The organism is Colwellia sp. BRX8-7 (genome assembly GCF_014077275.1).
Taxonomy (GTDB): domain Bacteria; phylum Pseudomonadota; class Gammaproteobacteria; order Enterobacterales; family Alteromonadaceae; genus Colwellia_A.
Genome location: NZ_JACGVP010000003.1, coordinates 1 through 13,841, shown reverse-complemented (window position 1 = coordinate 13,841; position 13,841 = coordinate 1). Strand labels below are relative to the sequence as shown.

Genomic DNA, 13,841 nt, shown 5'->3' with positions numbered 1-13,841 from the left:
CAGTTACTCACCTCTGTATTAAACTAAAATACATATTCAATTGATATATATAGAATTTAATTATTGGCACAACTCTTCCATTACACTATTCAACTTTATACTTATAGCAATAGACGTTCAATGGAAATAAAATTATTAAAACAAAAACCTTGGAAAAAATGGTTAGCCTTTAGTTTATTTATTGCACTTATTGGTTATGCTGCTTTCGCTGTGAGTAGTAAAGCGATCAAAGAAGTAGCTTATGGCACGTTAACTTTTCAAACCGTTGAGCAAGGTGCTATTGATGTTTACACAAATGCTTATGGTGAGTTTTATTCTGCCAAAGAGCGTTTACTCACGGCGCCAGCAATGGGTAAAGTCGCTGAGATTTTAGTTCGCCCAGGGACAAAAATAACGACTGAAACTATCATACTATTATTAACAAACCCTAAACTTGAGCAAGAAGTTAACCAAGCTAAAGGCTTGTTAGCACAACAACAAGCGCAACGTGAAGCCTTTAAATATGAGCAACAAAGTCTGCGCTTAAATTATCAAGGTCGTATCGCTGATATTGAGGCCGAAATTGAAAAAGCTCAACTTGAACTCTCTGTTAATGAAAACTTAATGGATTTAGGCGTTTCCTCACAAATAGATTTGCAACGCGCTAAATTATCAGTGAAACAACAAACCAAGCGATTAAAGTTTGAAAATGAAAAATTAATACAATTTGTTGAAATGCAAGGATACCAATTAACCCAACGCGATATCACGATTACTCAGCAAGAATCTCAAGTGGTTTTATTAGAAAAACAACTTGAAGACATGCATGTAAAAGGTGGGATTTCCGGTTCATTACAAAGTTTAGAAGTTGAATTAGGCCAAAGTGTTCAGTTGGGCCAATCACTTGCGAAAGTAGGTAGTGATTTAGCGTTAATCGCGCGTTTACGCTTGCCTCAACAGTTAGCAGATCAAATTGATATTGGTGCCCTCGTCACGATTAACACTCAAAAAGGCTCAGTCAAAGCACATATAAGCCGTATTGAAAGTATTGTAACGAATGGCTCTGTATTAGCTGAGGCGGTAATTGACAGCGAACTGACTTCGAACGCTCGCCCCTCTTTGTCAGTGTCTGCACAAGTATTTGTAAAACACGAAACCAATGCCACTTTTATCAAGCAAACATCGGGGCTTCGCCCACGTTCAAAACAAAGTGTATTCGTAAAAACTAACAAAAATACTGTTGTGCAACGAGAAGTTGTTTTCGGAGAACTTTCTCAAAACAAATTGATGATAATTGAGGGGTTAAGTATTGGCGATGAAATTATTAGCAGTGATACTCGCCATTATGAAAGATTCAAAGAATTAACCCTTACTTATTAACGTAATTCTAAGTATTGATTATAAAAATGTAGTCATTAAAACAATCATAAAAATAAGGAAATAATAATGAAAACTATAGTTAACATGAATAACGTTCATAAACGTTTCGATAGCAAACAAATTGAAACGCATGCACTACAAGGTGTGTCTTTAGATATTAATCAAGGTGAGTTTGTTGCTATTACCGGACCTTCTGGTTGCGGAAAATCAACATTATTGTCAATTATGGGGTTAATGGATAACGCCAGCGAAGGTGAATATATAATAGCAGATATTAATACCCAAGGTTTGAAAGTTGACCAGAGAACACAAATAAGAAACCAGCATATTGGCTATGTATTTCAATCATTTAATTTAATCGACAGTTTGACCGTTTTTGAAAATGTCGCTTTGCCACTTGAACACAGGAAAGTAAAAAAGGCAGAAATCAAGCAACGTGTTGAAGAAGTATTAGCACAAGTTGATATGGCACACCGTCAAAGTTATCGACCTAATCAGTTATCAGGTGGTCAACAACAACGTATCGCCATCGCTCGTGCGTTAGTTGGGAAACCTGATTTAATTTTAGTGGATGAGCCCACCGGTAACCTAGATAGTAAAAATGGTGACCAAGTTATGGCTTTATTGGAAACACTGAATAAAGCAGGCTCTACGATTGTTATGGTAACCCATGATTCTCGCTATGCACGTTGTGCAAGTCGCCAAATTCAGCTACTTGATGGACAAATAGTTTCACAAGCAAATACAACCCCACCTAACTACGCCGAAAAAAATAGAAAATTGCAGGGGGTTGCATGAGCTTAGTCAGAAAAGCTTTTTATAGCGGCATCGGACGGGTATTTTCTTTACCTCGTTTAAGTGTACCGCTTATTCTAACATTAGGGCTAACACTTGGTGCGGTGTTAACGGTAATAGCGATTTCATCGACTCTTTTTTTGCAGCCGTTACAAGGTGTGCCTAATGAGGATAAGCTTCATACTTATTCAATAAATGTTCCATTTAGTGATGATTTTATTGTGCCTTTTTTTGAAATGAAACGTCTAGCTCACTTTTATGATGATTATTCAGCATTAGGTGAGTGGGCAAGTATTTCTACCCAAACAGCCAAGATTTCCATCAATAATACTCAATATGAGGTAAATAAGCATAAAGCGTCTAGTAACATTCTAACCGTATTGGGATCAAAATTAATTAAAGGCCAAGACGTTAATATTACTTCACCTGAACGCTTTGTTTGGATCTCAAATAGCTTATGGCAAAGTGCATTTTCGAACAAAAATTCTGCCTTAGGATCAATAATTCAACTAGAAGATAAAAATTATACCATTGCAGGTGTTATTGAAGACGTGACAGCAATAAAAAGTACGGGAATTATCAATTCAAAACAAGTGTGGCAGATAAGTAACTTACCACAGAAAAAGTCTGAGCCTGAGTCAAACGCACTTAATGGCGACTTAGAAAATATTATTGTTTTACAAAAAGATAATCGTAGAATTTTAACTGAAAATGAAATTAAAGAATGGAGTACAAGATACGTAGAGAACAACTTTACTGCTGAGGCAGCAGCCACATTCAAAATGTTTACTAAAAACTTCGAACTAAACATTAGTAATAAAAACTACCGTAAAAATTTACTAGGCTCTTCAGTCTCACTTATTGTCACCTTATTGATAACGGTTGTTGGTTTATTATTAATGGCGGCGCTTAATTTATTGAATTTGTTTATCGCACATTATCAGGCGAGAAGTAAAGAATTTGCAATTCAGTTAAGTTTAGGCGCCAGCCTAAATAAATTACGGCTATTAATTTTTTTAGAAAACCTCCCTTGTTTCTGTTTAGCAGCCATGACTGGCTTATTGTCAGCAGGCTGGATAATCAAACTATTGCCTATATTAGCTGGCAACAATTTACCTTTATTAGCAACAATAAGCCTTGATTTTCCAACGGTGATCGCCGCTTTATTAATTGTAATGTTATTGACACTAATTTTTAGTTTACTCGCGACTATTGACGTTAATAAACATAGCTTAGTAGATAATCTAAATAGCAGCGGTAAAGGTATACAGGCACAAAACAACCAAACATTAAGTAAAGTATTAATGGTACTTCAGCTATCTTTAGCTTCTATTTTATTAACATCAAGCGTAATGCTCGCACTGCAAAGTTATGAAGAGGTCTTTGGTGAGGTCGGTTATACATTAGGTAATAGCTATCAGATTAATATGGAACCTAAAACGAAGGGACCTAAAAACGTTCTATATGAACACCTTGAAACGATGGTATTAAGTAATCATGACACAACAATGATGACGTTTATTGAAAGCAATGTAAGTGGCAGCAAAGTTATTGTTCCTTCGTCTGGGCCACTTAATGGAAGTTTCACAATACAAACGTATAAAGAAGAGAATACTAATTTTTCAATAAGCTATGAAAAAAAATATTTCAACGAAGGTTACTTTTCAGCCTTTAAAATCCCCTTGATAGCAGGGGAAAACATTACAAAAGAACAAATAGAAAATGATGAGCAAATAGTTATTGTAGACGCCGCGATGGCAAAAATCATGTACCCCAAGCTTTCATTTAATGAAATTATTGGTAAAAAACTAAGAGTTTCAGACGCGATTATCCAAGGCATTGTGCCGACACTTAAAAGCCTACCAGGACACTTGAAAACACATCAGCTACCCATTGTTTATAACGTGGAACCCAGTTCATCAAATTATTTAACCTACACGGTTATGATGCCTGAAGGAAAAAAACTAACGACTTCAATGATAGAAGATAAGTTCAAAGCGCAATTCCCTCTGTTCAAAAACTTAGAAATTACCGCATTGAATGATACGTGGGCTGAAATGACTCAAATGCATCGTACTAGTTTATGGATAATAGTCACGGTGACACTACTGACCATAATACTTGCCGCTATTGGTGTTGCAGGTTTGACTCAAATGACAACAAACCATCGTAAGTATGAATTAGCCGTACGCATGGCGACTGGCGCGAAACAGTCACTATTAGTACGCTTTATTTTAAAAGATGCTTTGTGGATGTTGGTATTGGGTTTAGGACTAGGCTTTGCATTTTCAGTTTTTGGTTATGAGCAACTTCAAAAGCACTTAACGATGTTACCTGAATTTAATGACGTCGCTATGACGATATTAGATTTAGGTTTGATTTTTATTGTGTTCTTGTCTGTCATTATTCCTGCTTGGCGCGTAATAAGTGCTGACCCAATGCAAGCATTACGTGAAGAGTAACATTTTTTCATACTTAAAATTACGTTATCATTAGGTGAATTGATAAAGTTAAGTGAGGGTTGACCAAGAGTTCCTCACTTTGTATATGTCTATTACTGCCTCAACATTAACAATATAAATAGTTAAGGATTTTTTGTTGGATTATAAAAATAATGCCACGATCCTCATCGCCGATGATGATGAAGATATTAGGTTAGCCCTAACGTTACTATTACAAGCGAATGGCTTTCGTATAATTGAAGCCGAAAATCCTAAAGAAGTGATTATTCAAGCAGAACGACAAAAGCCTGATTTAATTTTATTAGACATGAACTTTAGCCGTGATACCACCAGCGGAAAAGAAGGTTTAGAAATTCTCACTCAACTCCATAAAAATAAAATTCCCGTTATTTTAATGACCGCGTGGGGCAGTATTGAACTTGCCGTTAAGGGTTTAAAACAAGGTGCGTGCGATTTTATTGAAAAACCATGGCAAAAAGAGAAGCTCCTCAATAGCATTCATCAGCAGCTTAATGTGGCTAAACTTCAGCAAGAAAATCAAGGCTATCGTGCTTTATTAAATTCAGCAGTAGAAAATAAGACGCCATCGACATGGATTTGCCAATCACCTGCTATGATTGCCATCGAGCAACTAGTTAAGCAAATAGCTCCGATCGATGCCAATGTACTTATTTTAGGTGAGAACGGTACAGGAAAGTCGCTTCTGGCAGAACGTATTCATCAACTTTCAACACGTCATAATGCCCCCTTAATTTCAGTTAACATGGCAGCGATACCTGAAAATTTATTTGAAAGTGAATTATTCGGTCATCAAAAAGGTGCATTTACTGATGCGAAACAAAATAGAATTGGCCGTTTTCAATTAGCAGATCAAGGCAGTTTGTTTTTTGATGAAATCGGCTCTTTACCCCTTATTTTACAGCCTAAGTTATTACGCGTTTTAGAAACGGGTCAATATGAAATATTAGGTTCAAGCCAAACACAAAGTGCTAATGTTCGTTTGATCAGCGCAACCAATGCAAATTTACACTATTTGGTTACCGAAGGTGGCTTTCGACAAGACTTACTTTACCGATTAAATACGTTCGTAATCACCTTACCACCTTTGCGAGAACGCCTTGCTGACATGGCGCTATTAACAGTAAACTTTATTAATACGTTTTGTAAAAAATATCAGAAGGACCCCATAACCTTATCTGACTCTGCTTTAACTAAACTTACTCGACATAACTGGCCGGGTAATATACGCGAATTGAGTCACGTTATTGAACGAGCCGTATTAATGGCAACCAGTAATGAAATAACAGATTTACAGTTATTACTTGAAGTTCCACAAAATGAACAAAATCATATTGTTCTACAACCGTTAGAAGTAGCCGAGCAGCAGCTTATCGACAAGGCGATGACGGTTACACAAGGTAACGTTATTGAAGCTGCTAAAATTTTGGATATTTCGCGTAATGCGCTTTATCGACGCTTAGAAAAATTTGCTAATAATGAACACATCTCTAAAGAGTAAGCATATGAAAGCAGGTACGGTTAAGTGAGCAATGAAAAAAACTTAGTCATCGCGTTAAGTTTTGTGGTTTTATTAATAATAAGTTTGGTTGCCGCACTCACCTTAACTTTAGGTTGGAGCTTGCTCGGTATAGCCACATTATTATTTGCACTTGCCTACCCATTAATCTGGGTAGCATGGCGTTGTTATTCATTTTGGTGCCAAGCCATTAGGCAACTGACTACTTTCACCCAAATACTTAAGGAGGGTGAACAGAACCTTCGCTTTAAACAACAACATCCCGATAATTTACTGCTTGCTTTACAAAAAGAAATTACCGGATTAGCTCAAGTAAATTTGACCAAATCACGTAATCATCAAAGCTTAGACAATTTATTAAATCACATTCTCGATGCTTGGTCTGTACCTGTATGCTTGTTCGACGAAAACCAACAACTCACCTATCGTAATACAGCAATGAATGAACAGATCCAACAACCTATGCTAGTAGGAAGTTTTGCAAGCGACTTAGGTTTCAAACATCAAAATGGACAGTTAACTCACCCCAAGTTTGATCAACAATGGCAGTGTCAAAGTATTCAATACAAGCAAGAGAACCAAGATCATTGGCTTTTTTCTGCTATCAACATTTCTCAATTATTAAATAAGAATAGTAGCGTAACCCAACAAAACCTAATACGTGTTTTAGGGCATGAATTACGTAACTCTCTTACTCCGATGGCTTCTATGACAGATACTTTATTATCTGCTGATGAATTAGATGAGCAACAAACGCGTTTAGTACTTTCTCGTATCCATAAACGTAGTAATCGATTATTGTCTTTTATTAGTGAATACAGCAAATTAACTCAACTTCCATTACCTAAGCTTGAGTGGTTTAATTTAAGTGAAATTATTGATGAAACGAAATTATTAGTTAATGAGCAGCTTTGTGCTATTGAATTCCAAGGTAATCAACAATGCTTCGGTGATGAAGAACAAATAGCTCAAGTGATTATAAATTTAGTAAAGAATGCTCAAGAAGCAAGTGAAAATATCCAAACTAAAATAGTCATAAAAGCATTTTATAAACAAGAGCAACAAATAATTGAAGTTGAAGATAACGGGCCAGGTTTTGCTAATCTCAACAATGTATTAACCCCTTTTTATACCACTAAACCTGGAGGATCTGGCATAGGTCTATCGTTATGTGCTGAAATTATAAAAAATCACTTTGGCCAGCTTAGTGTTGAAAACAGACAAAATAAAAGCGCCACTGTTGGCGCTAGCATATTAATGAGTTGGCCCATTGTCAGTTAGTATTTAGGTTAGTTGACAAAGATAAGTTTAACGGCGCCCATATTTACTTTCTGTACTTGTTCGTTTTTTCGAGCGTGCGCTTTGACCTAACGCTTTTTTCCTATCGCGCTGTTTTTGGCCACCTTTACGGGCGGGCTTTTCTGTTTTTGTTAAGTCAGGTTCATAACCAGGATACCATTGCTGCAATAAGCGCGTATCGAGTACCTTTTCAACCGCTTCTAATAACCACTCTTCGCTAGGGCTCATCAACGAAACAGCTACCCCTTCATTACCTGCTCGACCCGTTCTTCCTATTCTATGAATATAATCTTCAGCAATATAAGGGAGTTCGTAGTTAATGACATAGTTTAAGTTTGCAATATCTAAACCACGAGAAGCAACATCTGTGGCTACTAAGGCACGGGTTTTTCCTTCTTTAAATTCTGCTAAGGCTTTTTCTCTTGCGCCTTGAGATTTGTCGCCATGAATCGATTGCGTTTTAATACCGTCTTTACACATTTCTTTCGCTAATGCGTCGGCAGTTACCTTAGTACGGGTGAAAATAAGGACTTGTTTCCAATTCTTTGAACCGATTAAAAATGAGGTTAATTCACGCTTTCGATCACTATCAACGGTATAAAGAATTTGTTCTACTTTTGCCGCCGCAGCATTTCGCTCACTGACTTCAATTAACTCAGGATCGGTTAATAAGTTTTTACTCAGTTTAAAAATTGCATCGTCGAAAGTTGCTGAAAACAAAAGGGTTTGGCGCTTAAGTGGTACCCGATTTAAGATACGGTCTATCTCATCTTTAAAGCCCATATCTAACATACGGTCAGCTTCATCAAAGACTAAAAATTCCAGTTCCGTTAACGCTAAAGAGCCATTAATAATATGGTCAAGTAATCGTCCGGGGGTTGCCACTAAAACATCCACACCTTTGTTTAATGCAGTGATTTGTGGGTTAATACTGACACCACCGTAAGCAACGGCAATATTGAGTTCTGTGTTTTCAGCATAACTAACAAAGCTTTTATAGACTTGTTGAGCAAGTTCACGTGTAGGCGTTAACACTAAAGCTCGAACAGGACGATTTTCAGGAAGTGTTGCCATTAACTTTTGTAAAATAGGTAAAGCAAAGGCCGCTGTTTTTCCTGTTCCTGTTTGCGCTCCAGCCATAATATCTTTTCCAGCTAAGATCGCAGGAATAGCTTTTAACTGAATAGGGGTGGCCTCATCATAACCAAGTGCTTTTACAGCGTTGGTTAGGCTCTTATCTAATGCTAAAGAAGTAAAACTCATGTAATTAACGCTGACCTTTGGCTGATTGATTTTTTTGTTTGTTTTTTAGTTCTTGTTCAAGCTCATCTGGGTAAAAAACTAACCCTTGCTCATTTTGACTAGGAAACACCACTAAGGCTAATTCATCGTCTGCCAAACCATGCGACCAGTGACTAAACCATTTACTTAATGAAATAGCTTCTGGCTGACATTCTTGCCATTCATCTGTGGCCCAAGCCTGGGCAAATTCTTTATTTGGCCAGACAGGTACGCAATCTTCATCTTCGGTATTAAGCATCACACAGCCGTGCTCGTCTTTTAATATCCAAATTTCATTATTTACGACAACTTCTTTCAGAAAGTAATTGGCTCGTTGAGCATCATCGTAATTTAAAACAAGTTTGATTTGTTGTTCGTCTAGAGCTTGCACTATAAAATATTCCTATCAGATTTGTATTAGGTTACATACTATTCTACAAAGATTTGCATTTCTTCGCCGATGAGTTTACGCATTTCCATTAATTTTATCGCTGACTCATTTTGTTTAATATCTTCTGGCGACTCAGGGATCCATTTAGGGATTTTTTCTGACTTACCGTTTTCGTCAACAGCCACCATAATAACAATACAATGGGTTGTTAATGTGCGATTAAGTAACTTTGGATCACAGGCATTTACTTCTAACGCGATATGCATTGATGAATTGCCGGTATAAATGACTTTAGCCTCTACTTCAACTAAGCTGCCAACATGAATTGGGGCAATAAAACGTATCCCCCCTGCATAAGCAGTTACACAATAACGACCACTCCAACCGGCTGAACATGCATAAGCGGCTAAATCGATCCATTTCATTACGGCACCACCGTGAACTTTACCACCAAAATTTACATCTTGTGGTTCAGCTAGAAATCTTAGGGTAATATCTCTTTGTGGTTTGTTCATTGGTTAACTCTCTTGTTAAATATTTTTATCGTACTAAGCAGGTATCGTTCCAGCTTGGTATATATATTATTATCTGAAATCTATTAGGTATAACAGCAATCATCAGATTAAAATAGCAATAGTTTGCACCTAACGAGTGCAAAAAATAAATGTAATAGGGAATATAATGAAAATTTGGGTCGATGCCGACGCTTGTCCAACCGTTATTAAAGAAATATTATTTCGTGCTGCTGAACGTGCAAAGATTGAAACAATCTTAGTCGCTAATCATTTCATTAAAACGCCACCCTCAAAATTTATTTCTTTTATACAGGTTAATGCTGGTTTTGATGTTGCCGATGATGAAATAGTTAAGCGTTCAGCAAAGCATGATTTAGTGATCACAGCAGATATTCCCTTAGCAGCAGAAGCTGTAGAGAAAGGCTGTTTAGCCCTAAACCCTCGTGGCGAACTTTATACCGAGAGTAACATCAGGCAAAGACTCAACATGCGTGACTTTATGGATACTTTACGTTCTAGCGGTATTCAAACTGGCGGTGCACCCCCGATCAGTCAAGCTGACAGACAGGCATTTGCAAATAACCTAGATCAACTATTAGCAAAATTAAATAAGGCTCATTAAGAGCCCTAATTTAATTTTCTAAACTAGCGTGACGCAGAGTATGGGTCGCTATTACTTTTTGGTGCTGTACTTGCTGGGTTTTTACGACGACCACCTGCATTCGAATCTTTATTCGCGTTACTGTCATTTCTATGACGAGGATTTTTACTTTGCGGCTTATGACCTCGTGCATTATCGGCAGAACGTTGTCCGTCATGATGTTCAGTTTTTGCTTTTTTAGGCTTATTTGCTTTTAAAGGTCTTAAAGGACGTGATTCTAATAAAAAATTAAAAGGTTCAAATCCTGGCACTATTTCACGAGGTATATGGGTTTGAATTAAATGCTCTACATCGTTTAATAAATCAATTTCTTCTGAACAGACTAATGAAACCGCTTTACCACTTGCACCCGCTCGACCAGTTCTACCGATTCTATGAACATAATCTTCTGCAACGTTAGGTAATTCAAAGTTAACAACTTGTGGTAACTGGTCAATATCAATACCGCGCGCTGCAATATCGGTAGCAACTAAAACATTCACTGTACCATCTTTAAAGTTAGCTAATGCTTTAGTTCTAGCTCCTTGGCTTTTATTACCATGAATAGCCGCTGCTCTTATACCTTCAGCCTCTAATTGTTTGGTTAACTTATTTGCTCCATGTTTAGTTTTCATAAACACTAAGACCTGTGGCCATTCATTATCTTTAATGAGTGCTGTTAACAAGGCTGGCTTTTTCTTTTTATCAACAGGATAAATTACCTGTTCAACTTTTTCAGCGGTGGTATTTCGTGGGCTAACAGAGATCTCAACAGGATTATTTACTAACCCTCGCGCAAGATCACGGATATCTTCTGAAAAGGTTGCAGAGAATAAAAGATTCTGACGTTGCTTAGGTAAGACCGATAATACCTTTTTAATATCGCGAAGAAAGCCCATATCTAACATACGGTCCGCTTCATCTAACACTAGTATTTCAAGTTGCTTAAAGCTGACTGCTTTTTGATTATATAAATCAAGCAATCTTCCTGGTGTTGCCACCAATATATCGACACCTTGGCGAAGGCGCATCATTTGTGGATTAATTTTCACACCACCAAAGACCACTGTCGCAGTTAAAGGTAAGTACTTACCGTACATTTCAACATTTTCATATATCTGTGCCGCTAACTCTCGTGTTGGCGTTAAGATTAGTGTGCGTACTTGATTAGCCTGTGGCTTGTTGCCACCTGATAAACGTTCTAATATTGGTAGTGTAAACCCTGCTGTTTTACCGGTTCCCGTCTGTGCTGCTGCCATGACATCTTTCCCACTTAGTACGGCGGGAATTGCTTGTGCTTGAATTGGTGATGGTTCGGTATAACCTTTTTCAGCAATCGCTTTTTGAATCGGGGCAGATAAGCCCAACGAGGTAAAACCCATAGATAAATCTCTTTATAAAAAGTGGAAGTTAGCCAATGTACAGCGGCGTTGCAGAATACAGTATAGCTATTATAAGTGCAATTACGAGAAGGGTTATCTGCAAGCAAATAAGCTATATATCCTAATATTTAATTATTGTCAGTTGCAAAGCTAGACAAGTGGTTTTAATTCCGCTAAAAGTCTCTACAGATAAAAGAATATTCAAGGGAGTTTATGAACAAGATTGCATACAGCAAGATGCGTTTTTTAATCGTTGAAAGTATCAGCCAATCACGTGATGCATTGAAATTATTCGCTTACACGCTTGGTGCTCTTAGTGTTGATACGAGTAACCGCGCCTCAGATGTATTAATACTTTGTGAAAAAATTCAGTTTGACGTTATATTATTAGGTTATGACCTGGGCGAAGATAAAAAAAATGGTCAACATATTCTTGAAGAATTAAGGTCTAAAAAGTTTATCTCACGTCATTGCGCTATCGTTATGATAACCGCTGAGGTTTCACAAGCTATGGTGTTAGCTGCCCTCGAACATAAACCCGATGAATACCTTGCTAAGCCATATACACTTAACGATCTTAACATTCGATTAGCGCGATGTTTCGCTAAAAAAACAGCTATGCTTGATATATATAACGCTATGGATAACAACGACTCCCAACAAGTTATTTCATTATGCCAAGATATTATCTCCATAAATTCAATTTATAAAAATGAATGTTTAGGAATTCAATCTAGACAATACTTTGAGTTAAAACAATTTGATAGGGCCCGAGATATTTACGAGACTTACGCTTGTTCTCCTAATTGTCAGTGGGCGGCAATTGGCCTAGGAAAGATAGCATTACTCGATCATGATTATAACTTGGCCGCTGATTGTTTTAATACGGTAATAGAAAATAATCCACTTTATTTGTCAGCTTACGATTGGCTAGCCAATACCTACCAATTAAATAAAGAACCTCTGTTAGCAGAAGCAATTTTAGAAAATGCTTTGGTTGTTTCACCTCTTTCTGTACCACGTCTAGAGAAATATGCAGACTTATGTTTAACAAATCAGAACTTCGATAAAGCAACACAAGCTTTTGCTAAAACTGCAGCGCTTGCCTTTCACTCTGTTCATAGAAAACCTGATAACACCTTACATTTTGTCGAAGCGCTACTTGAGTCCATGACAGATCTAGAACCTCAAAAATCACGCAGACTAAGTAACAAAGCTTTTAAATTACTTACTGATATGGTCAGGGACTTTAATACCATAGAGATTAAGATTCATAGTAAATTATTAGCAGCAAGGTTGTATGATAAAATTAAAGATCCAAGGCTTGCTAAAGAAGCACTAAAAGAAGCTGAGTTGTTACTAATAAACTGTAAACATCAAATATCATCAGTAGGTACAATTGCAATAGCCAAATCACTCATGGCTATGGGAAAGAAGTCTTATGCTGATAACCTACTAACTGAGCTAGCTCATGTAAATCAAGATAATTCCCCAATACTGACACAAATAAACACTATTGCAGATAAGCCTTATTCTGACCATGAAAGGATTGCGGCACAAAGCGCATTAGAGTTAGGTGTTAGTCTATATAAGAAGCATAAATACAGTCTGGCGATTGATAAACTCAATGATGCACTGGTTCATTTTCCTAATCACACTGGGATTAAGTTGAATTTATTGCAAGTGTTACTTGTTTCGTTTGAAAAAGATAATGAGAGGGTTGGCGATCTAGCACAGGCTGAGATATTAATTAAAGCATTAACCTTGATCGATTCTACTAGTGAGTTTTATATTAGGTTTAAAAAGTTAAGTGATAAGTATTCAGATATGATAAAAATTAGCTAAGCGCTAATATTATTAAATAGTAAAGATTTATGTTTGAATAAAGTGGTGGAGGGAGGTGGATTCGAACCACCGAAGGCTGAGCCATCAGATTTACAATCTGGTCCCTTTGGCCACTCGGGAACCCCTCCACGGGGCCGATAATTCAACTTGTTAGTTGTATTATCTTAAACAGCCGCTTAACAATACCATCTAAGTGGTTATTATTAAACTTAATTAGGAGCCTAGCAATGTCCTACTCTCACATGGGAACTCCCACACTACCATCGGCGCTACTGCGTTTCACTTCTGAGTTCGGAATGGGATCAGGTGGTGCCACAGTGCTATTGTCGCTAGAC

11 protein-coding genes, 1 tRNA gene and 1 rRNA gene are annotated in these 13,841 nt (G+C 37.2%); 7 read left to right on the top strand and 6 right to left on the bottom strand.

Annotated features, from left to right (window positions below; genetic code table 11):
- Positions 1–120: 120 nt before the first annotated feature.
- The 5 genes from H4J57_RS03695 (at position 121) to H4J57_RS03675 (ending at position 7,434) form a co-directional block, all read left to right on the top strand.
- Positions 121–1,359: an efflux RND transporter periplasmic adaptor subunit gene (locus tag H4J57_RS03695; RefSeq protein ID WP_182241994.1), complete on the top strand. Its 1,239-nt coding sequence runs from the start codon at positions 121–123 to the stop codon at positions 1,357–1,359.
- A gap of 66 nt (positions 1,360–1,425) precedes the next feature.
- Entirely contained in the window at positions 1,426–2,157 is a 732-nt protein-coding gene (locus H4J57_RS03690; RefSeq protein ID WP_182241993.1) for an ABC transporter ATP-binding protein, read from the top strand.
- Positions 2,154–4,616: an ABC transporter permease gene (locus H4J57_RS03685; RefSeq protein ID WP_182241992.1), complete on the top strand. Its 2,463-nt coding sequence runs from the start codon at positions 2,154–2,156 to the stop codon at positions 4,614–4,616. Before H4J57_RS03690 ends, H4J57_RS03685 begins: the two co-directional genes overlap by 4 nt.
- Before the next feature lie 136 nt (positions 4,617–4,752).
- A complete protein-coding gene (locus H4J57_RS03680; RefSeq protein ID WP_220470260.1) occupies positions 4,753–6,135 on the top strand; it encodes a sigma-54 dependent transcriptional regulator in 1,383 nt (460 codons plus the stop codon).
- A gap of 24 nt (positions 6,136–6,159) precedes the next feature.
- On the top strand, positions 6,160–7,434 hold the full coding sequence (locus H4J57_RS03675; protein WP_182241991.1) for a PAS domain-containing sensor histidine kinase: 1,275 nt from the start codon (positions 6,160–6,162) through the stop codon (positions 7,432–7,434).
- Positions 7,435–7,461: 27 nt separating this feature from the next.
- On the opposite strand, the gene H4J57_RS03670 is transcribed toward H4J57_RS03675, so the two are convergent.
- From H4J57_RS03670 to H4J57_RS03660, 3 genes are read right to left on the bottom strand one after another with little or no spacing between them, the layout of a single operon-like run.
- Positions 7,462–8,715 (bottom strand): DEAD/DEAH box helicase, encoded by a 1,254-nt coding sequence (locus H4J57_RS03670; RefSeq protein ID WP_182241990.1) that lies wholly within the window; start codon positions 8,713–8,715, stop codon positions 7,462–7,464.
- 4 nt (positions 8,716–8,719) lie between these two features.
- Complete coding sequence (locus H4J57_RS03665) at positions 8,720–9,127, bottom strand: DUF2750 domain-containing protein (protein WP_070375250.1); 408 nt, start codon at positions 9,125–9,127, stop codon at positions 8,720–8,722.
- A gap of 35 nt (positions 9,128–9,162) precedes the next feature.
- Positions 9,163–9,639 (bottom strand): acyl-CoA thioesterase, encoded by a 477-nt coding sequence (locus tag H4J57_RS03660; RefSeq protein ID WP_070375251.1) that lies wholly within the window; start codon positions 9,637–9,639, stop codon positions 9,163–9,165.
- Between the two features lie 166 nt (positions 9,640–9,805).
- On the opposite strand from H4J57_RS03660, the gene H4J57_RS03655 reads away from it, so the two are divergent.
- Positions 9,806–10,261 carry a YaiI/YqxD family protein gene (locus H4J57_RS03655; protein WP_070375252.1) on the top strand — a complete coding sequence of 152 codons (456 nt, stop codon included), beginning with the start codon at positions 9,806–9,808 and terminating at the stop codon, positions 10,259–10,261.
- Positions 10,262–10,284: 23 nt separating this feature from the next.
- Here H4J57_RS03655 and H4J57_RS03650 read toward each other — a convergent pair whose 3' ends face one another.
- Positions 10,285–11,661 (bottom strand): DEAD/DEAH box helicase, encoded by a 1,377-nt coding sequence (locus H4J57_RS03650; protein ID WP_070375253.1) that lies wholly within the window; start codon positions 11,659–11,661, stop codon positions 10,285–10,287.
- Positions 11,662–11,874: 213 nt separating this feature from the next.
- On the opposite strand from H4J57_RS03650, the gene H4J57_RS03645 reads away from it, so the two are divergent.
- A complete protein-coding gene (locus H4J57_RS03645; protein ID WP_182230612.1) occupies positions 11,875–13,506 on the top strand; it encodes a tetratricopeptide repeat-containing response regulator in 1,632 nt (543 codons plus the stop codon).
- A gap of 43 nt (positions 13,507–13,549) precedes the next feature.
- Here H4J57_RS03645 and H4J57_RS03640 read toward each other — a convergent pair.
- A tRNA-Tyr gene (locus H4J57_RS03640) sits at positions 13,550–13,634 on the bottom strand.
- A 91-nt stretch (positions 13,635–13,725) separates the two neighbouring features.
- A 5S ribosomal RNA gene (gene rrf / locus H4J57_RS03635) occupies positions 13,726–13,840 on the bottom strand.
- Position 13,841: the final 1 nt, after the last annotated feature.

What these genes read in the sequence shown, in the direction of transcription:
- H4J57_RS03685 (WP_182241992.1), top strand. Translation starts at nt 2,154, where the DNA reads ATGAGCTTAGTCAGAAAAGCTTTTTATAGCGGCATCGGACGGGTATTT.
- H4J57_RS03660 (WP_070375251.1), bottom strand. Translation starts at nt 9,639, where the DNA reads ATGAACAAACCACAAAGAGATATTACCCTAAGATTTCTAGCTGAACCA.
- H4J57_RS03645 (WP_182230612.1), top strand. Translation starts at nt 11,875, where the DNA reads ATGAACAAGATTGCATACAGCAAGATGCGTTTTTTAATCGTTGAAAGT.
- H4J57_RS03690 (WP_182241993.1), top strand. Translation starts at nt 1,426, where the DNA reads ATGAAAACTATAGTTAACATGAATAACGTTCATAAACGTTTCGATAGC.
- H4J57_RS03695 (WP_182241994.1), top strand. Translation starts at nt 121, where the DNA reads ATGGAAATAAAATTATTAAAACAAAAACCTTGGAAAAAATGGTTAGCC.
- H4J57_RS03670 (WP_182241990.1), bottom strand. Translation starts at nt 8,715, where the DNA reads ATGAGTTTTACTTCTTTAGCATTAGATAAGAGCCTAACCAACGCTGTA.
- H4J57_RS03655 (WP_070375252.1), top strand. Translation starts at nt 9,806, where the DNA reads ATGAAAATTTGGGTCGATGCCGACGCTTGTCCAACCGTTATTAAAGAA.
- H4J57_RS03650 (WP_070375253.1), bottom strand. Translation starts at nt 11,661, where the DNA reads ATGGGTTTTACCTCGTTGGGCTTATCTGCCCCGATTCAAAAAGCGATT.